The organism is Cellulosimicrobium cellulans (assembly GCF_007679345.1).
Lineage (GTDB): Bacteria > Actinomycetota > Actinomycetes > Actinomycetales > Cellulomonadaceae > Cellulomonas > Cellulomonas cellulans_A.
In genome coordinates this window covers 129,825-145,260 of the sequence record NZ_VEGH01000003.1, presented here as the reverse complement: position 1 = coordinate 145,260, position 15,436 = coordinate 129,825, and the positions used below count along the sequence as shown (strand labels likewise).

Here is a 15,436-nt window from a genome sequence, read left to right as displayed (position 1 = left end):
GCGGCTCGCGCTCGAGCCGCCGCGCCGGTCACGCCCCTGCGTCGCGCGCACCGTAGGCGCGCATGAACGCACGCGCGCCGTCGGTCATGATCTGCCGGACGTGCGCGCTCTCGGCGCGCCGGCGCGCCGGCTCGTTGAGCACGCGCAGCGCGGTGAGGGCGTGGAAGTGCGCGGCGGCGAGCCCCGGTTCCTCGGCGTCGAGCAGGCCGGCGCGGGCGAAGTGGCCCACACGCTCGCTGAGGACCTGCGCGTGGGCCTCGTCCAGCGGGTGGTCGTCGAGCTCCGGGAGCAGCGACTCGTTCTCGTTGATCAGCCGGACGGCGGCCAGGTAGTCCGACGACAGCAGCAGGGAGCGGCCGAGGTCGGCGGCGAGCGCGGTGAGCGCCTCGTCGAGCTCGGCGACGTCCGCGATGCTCGCGTCGTCGAGGTGCTGCGCGACCAGCTCGCGGAGCGTGGCCAGTGCCCGCTCCCCCGCGTCCTCCACGACGCCGAGCAGGAGGCGCCGCTTGTCCCCGTGGTAGTCGTAGACCGTCCGCTTCGACACCCCGGCGAGCGCGGCCACCGCATCCATGCTGGTGCGCTCCACGCCCGTCTGCACGAACAGCTCCCTGGCGGCGGTCAGGATCGCCGCACGCTTGTGCGCCTGGCCCTCGCGCACGGGCTTGTCGCCCACCGTCGTCATCGCTCTCCTCCGTGGTGCTCGCCGCCGATGCTACACCGTGCGGTGTAGATCTACACGACACGGTGTAGTGTCGCGCTCCATGCAGACCATGAACCCGGTGACCTTGCAGGCGCACGCCCTGCACAAGCGCTACGGGCACCTCACCGCCGTCGACGGCCTGTCTTTCGCCGTGAGGCCCGGTGTCGTCACCGGCTTCCTCGGCCCCAACGGGGCGGGGAAGTCCACGACGCTGCGGATGTTCCTCGGACTGGACAAGCCCACCAGCGGTGCGGCGACGGTGGGCGGCCTGCGGCTCGCGGAGACGCCGCACCCGATGCGCGTCGTCGGCGCGATGCTCGACGCCCGGGGGGTCCACCCGCGCCGCGCGGCCGCGGACCACCTCGCGGCGGTGGCGCGCGCCGGAGGCGTGCCCCGGTCCCGGGTGCCCGAGATGCTGGAGCTGGTCGGGCTGGGGGGCGTCGGGAACCGCCCCGCCGGCGACTTCTCGCTCGGGATGAAGCAGCGGCTGGGCATCGCGACCGCGCTGATCGGGGACCCGGCCGTCGTGATCTTCGACGAACCGCTCAACGGCCTGGATCCCGAGGGGATCCGGTGGGCGCGCTCGCTGATGCGCGACCTGGCGGCCGAGGGCCGCACGGTCCTGTTCTCCAGCCACCTCATGGGCGAGATGGAGCTGACCGCGGACCACCTCGTCGTCATCCACCACGGACGGCTGCTGGCGGACCAGCCCCTGGCCGCCTTCATCGCCGACCACACCACCGAGCACGTCCGCGCGCGCACGCCGGACAGAGCCGGGCTCCTCGACGCGCTCGCCCGCGCGGGGCTGCGGGCCGCACCCGGCGCCGCCGGCGCGGACGGGATCGACGTCGAGGGGACCGCGACCGACCACGTCGGCCGCGTCGCCGCCACCGCCGGCATCGAGCTGTCCGAGCTGACCGCGGTCCGCGACTCGCTCGAGGACGTCTTCCTCACCATGACCTCGACCCAGAAGGACGCCGCCTGACATGGACCTCCTCGCCTCGGAGTGGATCAAGACCCGCAGCGTCCGCACCACCTGGGTCCTCGCTGCCGGCACCGTCCTGGTCACCGTGGTCGTGAGCCTGCTCGGCATCAGCGGCCTCGTGGCCGGCTGGCAGGCCGACCTGCCCGCGGACTTCGACCCGACCGGCGTCAGCTTCAAGGGCATCCTCGTCGGGCAGATCCTCGTCGCGACGCTGGGCGCCCAGGCGTTCACCAGCGAGTACGCGACCGGTCAGATCGTCACGAGCCTGACGATCGCGCCCCGCCGCGCGATCCTCCTGGTCACGAAGCTCGGCGTCACCGCCCTGGTCGCGCTGGCGACCGCCGTCCTCACCGTGGCGTGCAGCCTCGGCGCGAGCCAGGCGGCCCTGGCCGCCGCGGGGCTGCCGACGGCGGACCTGACCGATCCCGACACCGTCCGGGCGGTCCTGTGCGCGATCGGCTACCTGGTGCTCACCGCCGTGCTCGGCGTCGCGCTCGGCGCCATCACGCGCTCCTCCTCGGGCGCACTCGCCGTCGTCGTGACCGTGGCTCTGCTCGTGCCGGCACTCGCACCCGGGCTGCCCGGGGCCCTCGGGGACCTCGCCGGGACGTACTGGCCCACGACGGCCGGACAGGCCTCCTACACGACCACCGGCACCGGACTGCTGACGGGCCCCGCGGGGCTCGCGGTGATGGCGGTGTTCACCCTCTGGACGACGCTGGCCGCCCACGTCACGCTCCGGACACGCGACGCGTGAGGTCCGGCCCCCGGCCGTTTGCGCGGGCGGGATGATGGGGAGATGGCGCACCGGGTCGACCTGACGGGGGACGAGCTGCGCGCCGTCGTCCGGTTCGCGGTCGACTGCGCCCGGGACCTGCTCCCCGAGTTCGAGGCCGTCGCCCCGGACGATCCCCGCCCACGGGACGCGATCGCCGCGGCGCAGACCTTCGCCGACGGGGCCGCCCGCTCGACCCTGCACCGCACCGCGGCGTTCGCCGCGCACCGGGCGGCGCGATCCGTCGCCACGGAACCTGCGCGGCTCGCCGCGCTCGCGTGCGGCGACGCGGCTGCGGCGGCCTACCTCCACCCGATCGCCGAGGCGACCCAGGTTGGGCACATCCTGCGTGCCGCCGCGTGCGCGGCGCGGGTGGTCGAGCTGAGGACGGGAGCGACGGGGGACGAGGTCGTGCGCCGCCTGGCCGAGCGGGCGGCTCCCCCGCTGCCGGAGATCCTGCTCCGGTATCCGGAGGCGCCGCGCGGGAGCACGCGGGTCGCCGCGCTCATGAGCGCGCTGGACTCGACCATCCGGGCACAGGCATAGGGGCGAGGCGCCCGCTCGGGGCGGGCGCCGCCTCGACGTCCCGCGCGGGCGGATCAACGCCCCGCAGGACGCTGACCTGGGTCGATCCCCGGCATCGGGCGTCGCCTGCGTTTGATTCCCGACCAGGCGCTTGGTAAGCCTGACCCCGACGAGGACCGAGACGTGAGGAAGGACCACGATGGGGATCTTCGACCGGATCAAGGACGCGGTGGGCGGCGCGCAGCAGGCGGGCCGCGACGCCGACGCCACGGTGGCCGCTGCGCGCGCGGCCTCCGGCGCCCCGCACGCGGCCGGGGTGGCCGGGATGAGCGCGGCCGACCAGCAGGCGCTGGTCGCCCAGGCGATGACCCAGCCCGCGACCCAGGCCGAGGCGGACTTCCGCAACACGGGCGGGTCCGCGGACGAGGCCGCCTTCGCCCCCGCGGCCAACGGGGTGACCTGGCAGCAGTACGCCACCGTGATCGCCCAGTCGCAGGCGGTGGGCTACGACCAGGGTGCGCTCGCCGGCGTCGCGGCAGGCCTCGGCGTCGACGGTCCGGCGTGGACGGCGGCGGCCGAGGAGTTCGCCGCCCGCGCCCAGACCAACCCCGCGGTCGGCCGCGAGATGGGCCGGATCGTGCGCGAGGGCCGCGCCTGATCATGGGGGCGCTGCGCGACCTGGTCCGCCTGGTCCGGTGGGGCCGGGCGCAGAGCCGGCCCTCCGTGGCCGACGCGCTGAGCGCGGGGGTCCAGGCCACGGACGACGTCCGGGCGTACCAGGACGCGCTGGTCAGCGGGGTGGTGGGCGCGCACAACGGCGTGCCCACCACCGCACTGGTCGAGGCGGTCGCCGCGCTCCCCGCCACCGGCGACGGACCGCGGCGGGCGGAGCTGGTGCTGCGGATCGACGCGCCCGGCGAGCCCCGGGTGACGCACACCGAGGTGCTGCCGAGGCCCGTGCACGTCGGTGAGCGGCTGCCGGTCTGGGTGGTGCGGTTCGAGCCGCGCCGGTTCGCGATCGACTGGGACCGCGAGGCCGTTCCGGGACACCGGGCCTGACGAGCTGTCCCGCTGCGGCCGGGTACTGCGGGCGCAGTACCCGGCTACGCCGCCGGGTTGATCCGGCGCCCCGGCGGGCGGCTCCTCAGACGCGCAGCTCGACGCCCGCGAGGGACTCGACCCGCTCCCAGACGCGGCGCACCGCCTCGGCCCCCGGGTCGGCGGTCCGCGCGGGCGTCGGCACCCGCACCGGCAGACCCCGCATCCCCTCGCGGGGCGCCACGTAGTCGCCGCCGCGGACGCCGGGATCGGTCAGCGCGCGGACGCCGGGCCAGGCCGCGGCGTCCTTGCCCTGCGCCCACGGGGTGTACGGATTGCGCCGGTAGGGCGTGCCCGCGTCGCGGATGCCCGGGCGGTGCGGCGTCCGGGCATCCACGCCCACGCCGGGGTGCGTGACCACCGAGGCCACGGGCCGCCCGGCCGCGCGCAGCCGCCGGTCCAGCTCGAACGCGAGCACCTCCGTGACGGCCTTCGCCCGGGAGTACGCGACGACACCGAGCCGCGGGACCCGGGCGGGGTCGTCGAAACCCGGCCGAAAACGGGCGACGAAGCCGGTCGAGGCGTGCACCACCCGACCCTCTCCCCCGTGCGCGACGGCGGTGGCCGTCAGCGCGGGCAGGATCCCGGCGAGCAGCCGCACGTGCCCGAGGACGTGCGTGCCGAGCAGCAGCGGGTGGCCGTCGGACGTGCGGGCGCGCGTGCTCATGGACATCGCGCCGCCGTTGAGGAACACGCCGTCGAGGCGCGGGAGCGCCGCGAGCTCCGCCGCCGCCGCGTCGACCGCCGCCAGCGAGCCGAGCTCCAGCACGACGGTCCGCACGTGCGCGTCCGGGGTCCGGGCGAGGATCGCCTCCCGCGCCCCCGCCAGCCGGGCGGCGGAGCGCGAGGCGAGCACGACGTCGGCGCCCGCGGCCGCGAGCTGTTCGGCGGCGAAGTACCCGATGCCGGCGGTGGCGCCCGTGACCACGACGGTGCGTCCGTCCTGGCGCGGCGGGCGGGCCGGGTCCCAGCGGGGCTCGTCGGTCGTGGGCTGCTGGGTGGTGGTGTGCGCGGTCATGGGCGTCCCCGTCATGAAGTGGATAGGTCATCCGGTCATCGTCACCGTACCGGATGGTTCATCCGTTTCGGGTAGGGTGGTCGTCATGTCCCCGCTCCGCGCCGACGCCGCCCGCAGCCGCGAACGCATCCTCGAGGCCGCCGCCGGCCAGGACCGCGGCACGCTCCGGCTCAACGACGTCGCGCGCGCCGCCGGGGTCGGCGTCGGGACCGTCTACCGGCACTTCCCCACGGTCGACGCCCTCGTCGAGGAGCTCACCGCGGGCACCGTCCAGCGGGCGCTCGACGCCGCCCGCGCCGCCGTGGCCGTCGACGCCGCAGGTCCCGCGTTCCACGGGTTCCTCTCCGCCGTGCTGGACCTGATGCTCGCGGACGACGGGCTGCAGCAGGTGCTCCTGGCGGCCGACGGCGCCTCCCCCGAGGTCCGCGACGCGAAGGCCGAGCTGACGCGGAGCGCCGCCGTCCTGCTGGAGCGCGCCCAGCGCGCCGGCGACGTCCGGCCGGGACTCACCCTGGAGCAGCTCATGCACCTGGTCTGCGGGTTCGAGCACGCCGCCAGGCTCGGCGCGCCGGAGGACCGCGCGACGATCGCGGCCGTCCTGCAGGCGGGCCTCCGGCCGGACTGAGGTCGGTCGATCAGTCGTCGCAGCGTCACCGGGCCCCGCGAGGCGGTCGTCGCGAGCCGACCGCACCGGATCAGACCGGCGACCCGGGCTGCGCGCCCCCGTCCCCGGTCGCGGCGGCGCGGAGCGCCTCGGTGAGCGCGGCCAGGTCCGGGAGCTCGAGGTCCGGGCTCTCCTCGTCGGGCCGCAGCTGCTGCAGGAGGCCCCACGGCCCCCGTCGGAGCCAGGCGGTCCGCAGGCCCGCCGCGCGAGCCGGCCGGACGTCGTTGTCGAGCCGGTCCCCGACGTACAGCACCTGGTGCGGGCGGACGCCCGTCCGGGCGACGACGCGTCGGAAGAACTCGGGCGACGGCTTCGCGACGCCCCACGTCGCGGACGCGGCCACGAAGTCGAGGTCGACCCCGAGGCCCTCGACGGCGGCCTCCGCTCCTGATGGCTGGTTGCCCGCGACGCCGACGACCAACCCCGCCGCACGCGCCGCGCGGAGGCAGCCGACCGCATCGGGATACAGGTCCGCGCCGTCGATGTCGGGCACCGGCCGCGGTGCCGGCACGCCGAGCAGCGCCCACGCGTCGCGGTGGTCGCGTCCCTGGCTGATCGCGGCACCCACGGCCGCCATGAGGCTGAACGCCGTGACGCCCGCGGCTCTCGCCTGCCGGCTCCACGCCCCCGACTCGTCGACGAGGGTCTCGCCCACGTCGAACACGACGGCACGGAGGTCCGCGGGCAGCTGCGTGGTGGTCACGGCACCAGCCTGGCACCGCACCGCACCGCACCGCGCTCGACGGCGGGGGGGGCCGGGCGCTGAGCAGCCGGGCGGCGCGCGGGCGCGCGCCGGTCAGCGGTGGTGCGGCGGGCGGTCGTAGCGCAGGTGCTCGGCCTGGTGCAGGACGTTGAGCACGAGGGCGTCGATGTGCTCGTTCGCCATCCGGTAGTAGACCGTCGCGCCGTCGCGCCGCGTGGTGACCAGGCGACCCCCGCGCAGCTTGGCGAGATGCTGCGAGACCGCGGGCACCGGGCGGGCGAGGTGCTCCGCGATCGCCCCGACCGACAGCTCCCCGTCGTGCAGCAGGCCGAGGATCGCGAGGCGGGTGCGGTCGGCGAGCAGGCGCAGGACGTCGACGGCGGTGTCGAGGTCGGCGTCCGGGGCGGCGGCCCGGGAGGTCTCGGCGGTCACCCGCTCAGCGTGCCACGTGGCTGACCTCCCGGGTGGGCCACAGCGCGGCTGTCGCCGCGAGAGCCGCCGCGCCCAGGCCGGCGAGGACGAGGGCTGCCGGGCCGAGCCCGAGCACGCTGAGCCACCCCGCCACCGGGTAGGTCACGAGCCAGCACGCGTGCGACAGCGAGAACTGCGCGGCGAACACCGCGGGCTGGTCGCGCTCGGGGGTCGTGCGGGCGATGATCCGGCCCACGGGGGTCTCCGCAGCGGCCCACCCCGCGCCGACCAGGGCGAACAGCGCCCCCACGAGGACGAGACCGCGGGTGCCGGGGACGTGCAGCGCCACCGCGACCCCGGCGGTCGCGGCCACGACGACCCCGCCGCCGGCGAGCATCAGCGCGCGCTCCGGCAGCGCCTCGAGCGCCCGGGGAAGCAGCACGGCCACCGTGATCGAGCCCGCGCCGAGCGCGGCCATCAGCAGCACCGCGACCCCGTCACCCCGGGCGTAGACCTCACGGGCGACGAGGACGTACTGCACCAGCGCGTAGGCGCCCCCGGCCGCCACGACCATGTTCAGCGCGAGCACCGCACGCAGCGCGGGGGTGCGGACCATCAGGACGATCCCCCGGCGCGCCCGCCGCCCGAACGTCGTCGGGTCGTCGACGCGGCCGTCGACGTCACCGCTCCCGCCGCCGTCCGCGTCGTCGTCCGCGCCACCGGCGGCACCGCCGAGCTCCAGCCGCGACACGAGCAGCGCGGACACCGCGAACCCGATCGCCGTGCCCACGAACAGGTCGGAGCCCGGCACCACCAGCAGCAGCGCCGCGGCCAGCAGGGGCGACAGGACCATCTCCAGGTCCTCGCCGAGCCGGGACAGCGACAGCGCCTGCGTGTACCGGCGCTCGTCCCCGAGCACCCGGGGCAGCACCGCCTGGTACGCCGGGGTGTGCACCGCGGAGGCCGCCTGCAGCACCAGGACCAGGACGTACACCTGCCACACGGCGGACACCAGGGGCAGGCCGAGCACCACGACGACCCGCACCAGGTCGGCCGTGACCAGCACGGCGCGCGGCGGCGCGGCGTGCACCAGGGCGGCGGCGACCGGGGCGACCGCGACGTAGGCCAGCATCTTGAGGGCGAACACCGTGCCGAGCACCAGCCCGCCGCCGGCACCGGCGACGTCGTACGCGAGCAGGCCCAGCGCGACGGTCGCCAGGCCGGTGCCCGCCAGGGAGATGGCCTGGGCGGTGAACAGCCGGCGGTACGTCGGGACGGCGAGAGCAGACAGCACCCGCTCATCGTTGCACACTTGCGCGAGCGCGTAAGTCCTGCGGCGGCCCGGGTGCGACGGTCCGCCGCGTATCGTCGTCCGGTGCCCGAGACCCCCACCGAGCCCAGCAGGGACGCCACGCTCCCCGGCCTGACGGCCTGCTCCCTGTGCGCCGGCGAGACGCTGGGCGAGGACGACCCGCTGCCCGGCGGCCAGCTGGCGCGCCTGCGCGCGGTGGCCGGCCGCGGTGCGGCCCGGCTCACCGAGGTCGAGTGCCTCGACGAGTGCGAGCGCGGCGACGTGGTCGTCGCGCGACCCTCGGGCGCGTGCCGGCGCGCGGGGGCGCGACCCGTCTGGTTCGAGCGCCTCGCGGGCGAGCGGAGCACCGCGGTGCTCGAGGGGTGGCTGCGGGCCGGCGGGCCGGGCGCACGGCCGGTGCCGCCGCAGCTGTCCGGGCACGTGGTCCACCGGACCGCCGACGCGCCCGACGCGCCCGACGACGTGGCGGTGCCCGCCCGCTGACCGGGGCGCACCGGCCACCGCCGCCCCGCGCGGCGGGCGGCGGTCAGCGCAGCCCGGGCGTCCCGTCGTCCGCCGCGGCCAGCAGCCGGGCCGCGACCGCCCGCACCCGGTCGCGGAGCTCGTCCGGACGCTCGATCCGCACCTCGCACCCCAGCGCGGCGACGACGGTGGGGATCCAGTCCAGGCTCTCGGCGCGGATCTCGGCCCGGTGCCACGGCGGCCCCGCGGTCCCCGCGCCCGCGTCCTGCCGCTCGAGCCGGGCGACGCTGGGCGGGAGGTGCGCCCGGATGTGGTCCTCGGTCGCCCGGACGTGCAGCACGACGGTCCAGGCGTAGTCCGCCGTCGCGAGATGCTCGGTCAGCCAGGACGCCGGGTCGTGCGGCCCGGGCTCCGCGAACGTCTCGGCGAGCGAGCGCGCCGAGCGGATCCGGTCGACCCGGAAGGCCCGGTCCTCCCCGGTGCCCGTGTCGGACGCCACGAGGTACCACCGGCGCTCCCGTGCGACGAGGCCGTACGGGTGGACCACCCGCCGGGACGACGGGCGCCCGTCCCGGTGGTGGCGCAGCTCGACCACCCGGGACGACGCGACGGCGTCGGCGAGCGTGAGCATCACCCCGGGGTCGGGGCGCGGCTCCGCGTCCGGCTCGCCGCGGGCGATCACCCCGAGCGCGGCGTCGCCCCGCGCCGCGTCCTCGCGTCGCATCGCGCGCCGCACCTTCGCCAGCGCGGTCTGCGCCGCGACGTCCTGCCCGGCCGGCGCCGAGCCGCCCCGGGCCAGCCCGAGGACCACCGCCACCGCCTCCTCGCCGGAGAACGTGACCGGCAGGACGCGCGCGCCGGGCGCCAGCCGGTAGCCGCCGTACCGCCCGCGCACGGACTCGACGTCCACCCCGGCCTCGGCGAGCCGGCGCACGTCCCGGCGGACGGTGCGCTCGTCCACACCCAGCCGGTCCACCAGCTCGGCGACGGTGCGCTGGTGCGCGGACTGCAGGAGGTCCAGCAGCTGCAGCGTGCGTGCGGTCGGGTCAGCCACGGGAGCCATCATCGCGCCGATACCGGGCGGATCATGCCCGGTATCGCGCCTAGCGTCCTCGGCGACCCGTTCCCCGCACCACGAGGAGACAGCACCATGCAGCTCGCAGCCACCCGGATCTTCACCGACGACGTCGACGCGGTGCTGGCCTTCTACGAGCGGGTGACGGGGGTCGCCGCCACGCGGCTCCATCCGTGGTTCGGGGAGATCCGCACCCCGTCGGGCACGCTCGCGGTCGCCAGCACGGCGACGGTGCCCCTCCTCGGCGACGGCGCCGCGGAGGCCCGCGCCAACCGCAGCGTCGCCCTCGACTTCCTCGTCGACGACGTCGACGCGGCGTACCGGGACCTGCGCGGCGTCGTCGACACGTTCGTCAACGAGCCGACCGACATGCCCTGGGGCAACCGCTCGCTCCTCCTGCGGGACCCCGACGGCACCCTGGTCAACCTGTTCACCCCGGTCGACGCGGCAGCCCCGCGGCCGGCCGCCGGGCAGCCGCAGCCCTGACGCGCCCGCGCCCGACGCCCGCGCCGGCGTCGGGTGCGATTTCCGCTCGACCCGGTCGCCCCGGCCTCCCTACCGTGACGGCCGTGTCGATCACCTCGTCCCTCGCCGCCCAGCCCGCCCTCCGGACCGACCGGCTCCAGCTGGTGCAGCTCGGTCCCGACCACCTGGACGCCACGCTGGCGTCCCTCGAGGACGCGGACGCGATGCGGCTGACCGGCACCCGGGGCTCGTTCACCCGCGACCAGGTGCACGAGCACCTGCGGCGGCTGCCCGGGGCGGACGAGCGGGCCGACTTCGCGATCCTCGACGAGGCGGGCGCGTACGTCGGCGAGGTGGTCCTGAACGACCTGGCCGAGGAGGACCGCGCGATGAACTACCGGATCGCCCTGGCGGGCCCGGCGGTGCGGGGCCGCGGCTACGGCACCGAGGCGGGACGGGCGGTCGTCGCCTGGGCGTTCGACGAGGTGGGGCTGCACCGCATCGCGCTGGACGTCTTCTCCTTCAACCCCGGCGCGCAGCGCTCGTACGAGAAGATCGGGTTCCAGGTCGAGGGCCGCGCGCGGCACACCCTGCTGTGGGACGGCACGTGGGTCGACTCGGTCCTCATGGGCATGCTGGCGACCGACCCGCGCCCGTAGGGTGGCGGCCGTGCAGGCGACGACCAAGCCGTGGTGGCAGATGACCCGGACCCCCGCGTTCGGGTTCGTCCTCGGCGGCCTCTGGCTGCTGCTCGGCGTGCTCCGCTGGGCGTGGCTCGAGCCGGGCGGCGGCTGGATCCCGGTGACGGCCGCCACCGTGTTCACGCTGGGCGGGCTGGCCTACCTCGCGAGCTCGACCGCCGTCGTGCTGCGGCGCCGGGCGCCGGCCGCGGAGCACGACTGACCGGCGGCCCGGACCGGGGTCCCGCGGCGCCCCGCCCGACTCCCCCGCAGGACCTCGGCGTCCTCACGGACACGCGAGGCGGCGGAGCGTCGCGACCACCGGACCCCACGCCGCGCGTGCCGACGGCGGGGCGCCGGTCAGGTGGTCGGTGAGCAGGCGGAACAGCGCCGCCCGCAGCAGCAGCTGCGGGAGCTCGTCACGGACGCGCGGGGCGCGCAGGAGGTCGACCGTCGCGCCCTCGGACGCCAGCGCGTCGACCACCACGACCGCGGACCCGTACCCGACCGGGCGCCAGTACACGGACGGGTCGATGACGGCCGGCGGCAACGCCGCGGCCAGGAGCACGTTCCCCGTCAGGTCGCCGTGCACCACCTGCGCGGGCAGGTCCACCGGACGCAGGGCGGCGCGCAGCGCCCGGATCTCCGGGACGTCGTCGGCACCGGGGACGTCGCACTCCCCCCAGGCCGCCCGGTCCGCCACCGCCCACGGGTCGGACCGGGCGTCGAGGAATCCCGGCCGCGGCGACCCCGCCAGCGCGGCGGCGAACGCCTCGCCCGCGCGGATCGCCTCCGCCCAGCGTCGCGGCTCGTGCCGCCCCTCGACGTGGGTCCACGCGGTCCAGCCGTCGACGACCAGGTGGCCCCCGACGGACCGGACCGGGGCGGTCCACCGGACCTCGTCGGAGCGGCGGGGGCCGCCGAGCACCCGCTCGGCCCACGCGACGGCGCCAGCGGGGCCGTCGAGCGGCTTGAGCACCAGATCGCCGCAGCGCCACGCGGTCCCGCGGCCCCCGGCGAGCGGTTCCGGCTCGCCGGTGCAGCCGAACGACGCGCGCACCCGCGCCGGCGGCGCCACGGTGGCGTGGGCGTCCTCGTCCATGGGCGCAGGCTACGGCGCGAGCGCGCAGGGCCGGCGCCCGCGCCGGGACCCGGGCGCGGTCAGGCGTCGCGCTCCACCGCCGCCGCCCAGCCGGCCGGGTCGGCACCCGCGGGGACCTGGCGCAGCCCCTCCGCCAGCAGCCCGGCCGCCAGCCACCCCTCCTCGAGCGGCGTCGGCGCCGCCTGCTCGCGGTACCCGTCCAGCACGTGCCGGATCGCGCCCGGCGGGGGCGGGTCCCAGCTGCGGAACTGCGTCGCGATCGTCACGGCGCCGCGGGCCAGGTCGAGCACGCGGTGCCCGAGCCCCATGGTGTCGTGGTCGAGCAGCACGGCCCGGCCGTCGGCGACGAGGACGTTCGCGCCGCGCACGTCGCCGTGCACCAGCGTCGGGGTGCCGTCGAGGTCCGGCAGTCCCGCCAGCAGGGCGTCGAGCCGTGCGGCCGCCCGGGGTGCGCGGGCGCGCGCGGGGGCGTCGCCCGGCAGCGGCAGCACGGGACGCGGCCGGTCGGCTCCGAGCACGGCGGGCGGCACCGGTCCCGGCAGCGCGAGGTCGATCCCCGCGAGGGCGGCGTGCATCCGGGCCAGGGCGGCGCCGGTGGCACGCAGCGCGGGGGCGTCCTCGGGGTCCAGCGGCGTGCCCTCGACCAGCGGCATGACGATGACCGACAGCGGCACCGCCCCGTCGACCACGACCCGGTGCGTCCCGTCGAGCGCCGGCACGGGCGCGGCCACCGGCAGGCCCAGCCCGCCCAGCCGTGCGACGACCTCCGCGACGACGGCGAGGCGGGGGAACGCCACCTGTGTGGCGCAGGCCTTGACGACGGACGACCCGCCGTCGCCGTGCTCCCACGCCAGGAGGTTCTGGTCGCTCAGGACCAGCCGCGAGCACGTCACGCGCCGGCCCCAGTGCTCCGCCAGCGCAGCCGACAGGTGGGCCGCGGCCGCGGAGCCGTCGACGAGCCCGAACCGCTGCGCCAGCGCCTCCCGGGCGTCGACGGACTCCCAGAGCATGGTCACCGGCGGCTCGCTCACGGGGCCGACCCTAGCCCGGGGGTGCGGCTGGACGAGGCCGTCGGACGGCCGTGCTCGAGCCCGAGCAGGAACTCCCGCTGGGCGGAGGTGTACCCCGGCACGAACACCCGCCGGGGAGCGAGCACGCCGGTGACCAGGCCCAGCACCGCGTCGTCCTCCACGGCGGCGCGCGCGAGCGAGTGGCGGGCGCCCGCGAACCGCCGCACCCGGACGTCCTCGCCGAGCAGGTCGCGGTACACCCGCTCGGTCTCGTCGGCGTCGACGTTCAGGTCGCCGTCCGCCAGCAGCAGCAACGTCGGCACGTCCCGCCCGGCCATCGCCACCAGGTCCGGGGTCGCGTCCGCCCGGTAGTTGCGGGCGACGAACCCCCACCGCGCCCGGGTCATCGGTTCCGGGTCGATCGTCTCCTCGCGGTAGCGCGCGTAGTCCGCGCGCTCGTCGAGCAGCCGCCGGGTGTCGTCGCTGGCCGCGATCGCGCGCTCCCGGTCCGCGGCGGACGCGCCCTCGTGGTCGAGCGACGCGAGCAGGTGGTACCGCCCCTGACGCAGCCAGTTCACGGCGGGCGACACGAGGATCGCGAACGCGACGTCGTCGCGCCGCGCCGCGACGGCGGGGACCACCCAGCCGCCCTGGCTCGCGCCCCACAGCCCGACCCGCCGCGGGTCGACGCCCGGCTGCTCGACGACCCAGTCCAGCGCCGCGCCGACCTCCGCCGCGCGGTCGGCCAGCGACTGGTCGAGCCAGTCGCCCGTCGACCCGCCCACGCCGGGCTTGCTCCAGGACAGCGAGGCGTACCCGGCGCGCGCGAGGTCCTCCCAGATCGGGCGGTAGAAGCCGTCGCTGGTCGCGTCGACAGGCCCGTCGCCGTGCACGAACACCACCACGCCCGTCGGCTCGACCGCGCCGGGCGGGGTCGCCAGCACCGCGTCGAGCACCCCGGCGGCGGTCTCGATGCGCACCCGGCGCTCCTCGATCGCGAACGCGTGGCCGGTGGCCGCGACCGCGACGAGCACGCCGATCACGGCCGCCACCACCACGAGGGCCACGGCCCGCCGTCGCCACCGCCGCTGAACTATCGTCCTGGCCACGACCGTAATGTACCCGATAGTCTACCGGTGTGACCCCGACCCTCGTCCTCCGCGGTGGTCCTCGGGCGCGCGCGGTCCCGCCGGAGGTGCCCGCGTGAGCGCCGCTCGCGATCCGTGGGCCCCGACGCCGCGGGAGGTCGTCGAGCTCAGCCTCGCGACCCACGGCCGGGCGGCGCTCTCGACGGTCTACGACGCGGCCAACCTGCTGGGCGTCGCCGACCAGCCGCTCCGACTGGCGATCCGCCGGTTGAGCGAGGCCGGGATCGTCGAGCAGACCGGCCGCGGGCGGGCGGGGTCGCTGCGGAGCACCGCACGCGGCCGGCGCCGCGCCCTGCTCGACGAGGCGTACTGGGACTTCGCCCTGCGGCAGGACGCGGGCGAGCCCGGGTGGGACGGGCACTGGCACCTGCTCGCGTTCTCGGTGCCCGAGTCGCACCGGGCGCTGCGGGACGCGCTGCGCGCGGCCCTGTCGCGGCTCGGGGCCGCACCGCTGACCCCGGGGCTCTTCGTGAGCCCGCACGACCTGTCGGCCGCGCTCGAGGCGGAGCACGACGGCGGCGTCGGCGGGTACCTCACGACGGCGACCGCGCGCAGCGTCCAGCACGCCGGCCGGCCGCTCGCGGACGTCGTGGGTGACCTGTGGCCGCTCGGCGCGTTGCGCGACGCCTACACGGACCTGCTCGGGGTGATGGACCGGTGGTCGGGACCCGCGACCCGGGGCGGACCGGCCGCCGCGCTGGCCGGGTACGTCGCCGTGCACGCGGCGCTCGAGCGGGCGATGGGGCCGGACCCGCTGCTCCCCCCGGAGCTGCTGCCGCCCGACTGGCCCGGGCGGTGTGCGCGGGACCGGGTCCGCCGGGACTGGCTCGCACCGGCGTGACCCGCCGGGGCGAGCGGCGTCGCGGTCGACCGCCGCACCCGGTGCGGGCTCAGTTGATGATCTCGCCCCGCTCGTGGGCCAGCAGCGACGCCAGCCGCGCGCGCCACGCCGCCAGCGCCTCCGGGCTCAGCCGGGGCCAGTCGTCGACCTCGCGGACCACCCGCAGCGGCTCGGCGCTGCGGAACGACCGGGTGGGGTTGCCCGGGAACTTCTTGTCCGTGACGTTCGGGTCGTCCTCGTACGGCCCGGTCGGCTCGACCTCGTAGACCCGGGGCGGGGCGTCCCCCGCGGCCAGCTCGGCGGCGAGGCCCGCACCGTCGACGAGCGCGGTGAAGTACACGTGGTTCATGACGATCTCGGGGCGGTAGTTCGACCGGAAGCCGGCGGTCAGCAGGCCCCCGACCGGCAGGTCGGCCCTGGTGCCGTGGAAGAACGGTCCCTCGTCCAGCGCGTCGCTCACCC

At 77.0% G+C, this 15,436-nt stretch carries 21 protein-coding genes; 11 read left to right on the top strand and 10 right to left on the bottom strand.

Annotated elements, in window-relative coordinates; translation table 11 throughout:
- Positions 1-28: 28 nt before the first annotated feature.
- Entirely contained in the window at positions 29-682 is a 654-nt protein-coding gene (locus tag FS882_RS05080) for a TetR/AcrR family transcriptional regulator (RefSeq protein WP_158371560.1), read from the bottom strand.
- Positions 683-761: 79 nt separating this feature from the next.
- Here FS882_RS05080 and FS882_RS05075 point away from each other — a divergent pair, with 79 nt between their 5' ends.
- The 5 genes from FS882_RS05075 (at position 762) to FS882_RS05060 (ending at position 4,044) form a co-directional block, all read left to right on the top strand.
- Complete coding sequence (locus FS882_RS05075) at positions 762-1,685, top strand: ABC transporter ATP-binding protein (RefSeq protein WP_158371558.1); 924 nt, start codon at positions 762-764, stop codon at positions 1,683-1,685.
- A gap of 1 nt (position 1,686) precedes the next feature.
- On the top strand, positions 1,687-2,442 hold the full coding sequence (locus FS882_RS05070) for a hypothetical protein (protein WP_158371556.1): 756 nt from the start codon (positions 1,687-1,689) through the stop codon (positions 2,440-2,442).
- Positions 2,443-2,484: 42 nt separating this feature from the next.
- Complete coding sequence (locus tag FS882_RS05065; protein ID WP_158371554.1) at positions 2,485-3,006, top strand: putative immunity protein; 522 nt, start codon at positions 2,485-2,487, stop codon at positions 3,004-3,006.
- Positions 3,007-3,184: 178 nt separating this feature from the next.
- Entirely contained in the window at positions 3,185-3,643 is a 459-nt protein-coding gene (locus tag FS882_RS20870; RefSeq protein WP_187365140.1) for a hypothetical protein, read from the top strand.
- A 2-nt stretch (positions 3,644-3,645) separates the two neighbouring features.
- A complete protein-coding gene (locus tag FS882_RS05060; RefSeq protein ID WP_158371552.1) occupies positions 3,646-4,044 on the top strand; it encodes a hypothetical protein in 399 nt (132 codons plus the stop codon).
- An 85-nt stretch (positions 4,045-4,129) separates the two neighbouring features.
- Here the strand turns inward: FS882_RS05060 and FS882_RS05055 are convergent, their stop codons facing one another.
- Entirely contained in the window at positions 4,130-5,101 is a 972-nt protein-coding gene (locus FS882_RS05055; protein WP_158371550.1) for an SDR family NAD(P)-dependent oxidoreductase, read from the bottom strand.
- Positions 5,102-5,186: 85 nt separating this feature from the next.
- Here FS882_RS05055 and FS882_RS05050 point away from each other — a divergent pair, with 85 nt between their 5' ends.
- A complete protein-coding gene (locus FS882_RS05050) occupies positions 5,187-5,726 on the top strand; it encodes a TetR/AcrR family transcriptional regulator (protein WP_158371548.1) in 540 nt (179 codons plus the stop codon).
- Positions 5,727-5,796: 70 nt separating this feature from the next.
- Here the strand turns inward: FS882_RS05050 and FS882_RS05045 are convergent, their stop codons facing one another.
- The 3 genes from FS882_RS05045 to FS882_RS05035 form a co-directional block, all read right to left on the bottom strand.
- On the bottom strand, positions 5,797-6,468 hold the full coding sequence (locus FS882_RS05045) for an HAD family hydrolase (protein ID WP_158371546.1): 672 nt from the start codon (positions 6,466-6,468) through the stop codon (positions 5,797-5,799).
- Positions 6,469-6,561: 93 nt separating this feature from the next.
- Entirely contained in the window at positions 6,562-6,900 is a 339-nt protein-coding gene (locus tag FS882_RS05040) for an ArsR/SmtB family transcription factor (protein ID WP_158371544.1), read from the bottom strand.
- Positions 6,901-6,904: 4 nt separating this feature from the next.
- On the bottom strand, positions 6,905-8,173 hold the full coding sequence (locus tag FS882_RS05035) for an MFS transporter (protein ID WP_262348075.1): 1,269 nt from the start codon (positions 8,171-8,173) through the stop codon (positions 6,905-6,907).
- Positions 8,174-8,254: 81 nt separating this feature from the next.
- Here FS882_RS05035 and FS882_RS05030 point away from each other — a divergent pair, with 81 nt between their 5' ends.
- Complete coding sequence (locus FS882_RS05030; protein ID WP_158371540.1) at positions 8,255-8,674, top strand: hypothetical protein; 420 nt, start codon at positions 8,255-8,257, stop codon at positions 8,672-8,674.
- A 43-nt stretch (positions 8,675-8,717) separates the two neighbouring features.
- Here FS882_RS05030 and FS882_RS05025 read toward each other — a convergent pair whose 3' ends face one another.
- Positions 8,718-9,707, bottom strand: coding sequence for a helix-turn-helix transcriptional regulator (locus tag FS882_RS05025; RefSeq protein ID WP_222848131.1), 990 nt, complete (start codon positions 9,705-9,707; stop codon positions 8,718-8,720).
- A 96-nt stretch (positions 9,708-9,803) separates the two neighbouring features.
- Between FS882_RS05025 and FS882_RS05020 the strand changes: the two genes are divergently transcribed.
- From FS882_RS05020 to FS882_RS05010, 3 genes are all read left to right on the top strand, one after another.
- Positions 9,804-10,214 (top strand): VOC family protein, encoded by a 411-nt coding sequence (locus FS882_RS05020; protein ID WP_158371536.1) that lies wholly within the window; start codon positions 9,804-9,806, stop codon positions 10,212-10,214.
- An 83-nt stretch (positions 10,215-10,297) separates the two neighbouring features.
- Positions 10,298-10,852: a GNAT family N-acetyltransferase gene (locus FS882_RS05015; protein WP_262348074.1), complete on the top strand. Its 555-nt coding sequence runs from the start codon at positions 10,298-10,300 to the stop codon at positions 10,850-10,852.
- A 10-nt stretch (positions 10,853-10,862) separates the two neighbouring features.
- Positions 10,863-11,096 (top strand): hypothetical protein, encoded by a 234-nt coding sequence (locus tag FS882_RS05010; RefSeq protein WP_158371532.1) that lies wholly within the window; start codon positions 10,863-10,865, stop codon positions 11,094-11,096.
- A gap of 63 nt (positions 11,097-11,159) precedes the next feature.
- Here the strand turns inward: FS882_RS05010 and FS882_RS05005 are convergent, their stop codons facing one another.
- Genes FS882_RS05005 through FS882_RS04995 form a run of 3 tightly spaced genes read right to left on the bottom strand, consistent with a single transcriptional unit; the run spans position 11,160 to position 14,094 of the window.
- Complete coding sequence (locus tag FS882_RS05005; RefSeq protein WP_158371530.1) at positions 11,160-11,975, bottom strand: TIGR02569 family protein; 816 nt, start codon at positions 11,973-11,975, stop codon at positions 11,160-11,162.
- A gap of 59 nt (positions 11,976-12,034) precedes the next feature.
- Positions 12,035-13,006 (bottom strand): phosphotransferase enzyme family protein, encoded by a 972-nt coding sequence (locus tag FS882_RS05000; protein ID WP_158371528.1) that lies wholly within the window; start codon positions 13,004-13,006, stop codon positions 12,035-12,037.
- Positions 13,003-14,094 (bottom strand): alpha/beta hydrolase family protein, encoded by a 1,092-nt coding sequence (locus FS882_RS04995; RefSeq protein ID WP_262348073.1) that lies wholly within the window; start codon positions 14,092-14,094, stop codon positions 13,003-13,005. Before FS882_RS04995 ends, FS882_RS05000 begins: the two co-directional genes overlap by 4 nt.
- Positions 14,095-14,188: 94 nt before the next feature.
- Here FS882_RS04995 and FS882_RS04990 point away from each other — a divergent pair, with 94 nt between their 5' ends.
- Positions 14,189-14,974, top strand: a complete 786-nt coding sequence (locus tag FS882_RS04990; protein ID WP_158371525.1) for a PaaX family transcriptional regulator C-terminal domain-containing protein — start codon at positions 14,189-14,191, stop codon at positions 14,972-14,974.
- Between the two features lie 49 nt (positions 14,975-15,023).
- On the opposite strand, the gene arr is transcribed toward FS882_RS04990, so the two are convergent.
- The gene (gene arr / locus FS882_RS04985) at positions 15,024-15,434 is read right to left on the bottom strand and encodes an NAD(+)--rifampin ADP-ribosyltransferase (RefSeq protein WP_158371523.1); all 411 of its coding nucleotides are present in this window, start codon (positions 15,432-15,434) and stop codon (positions 15,024-15,026) included.
- Between the last annotated feature and the right edge of the window lie 2 nt (positions 15,435-15,436).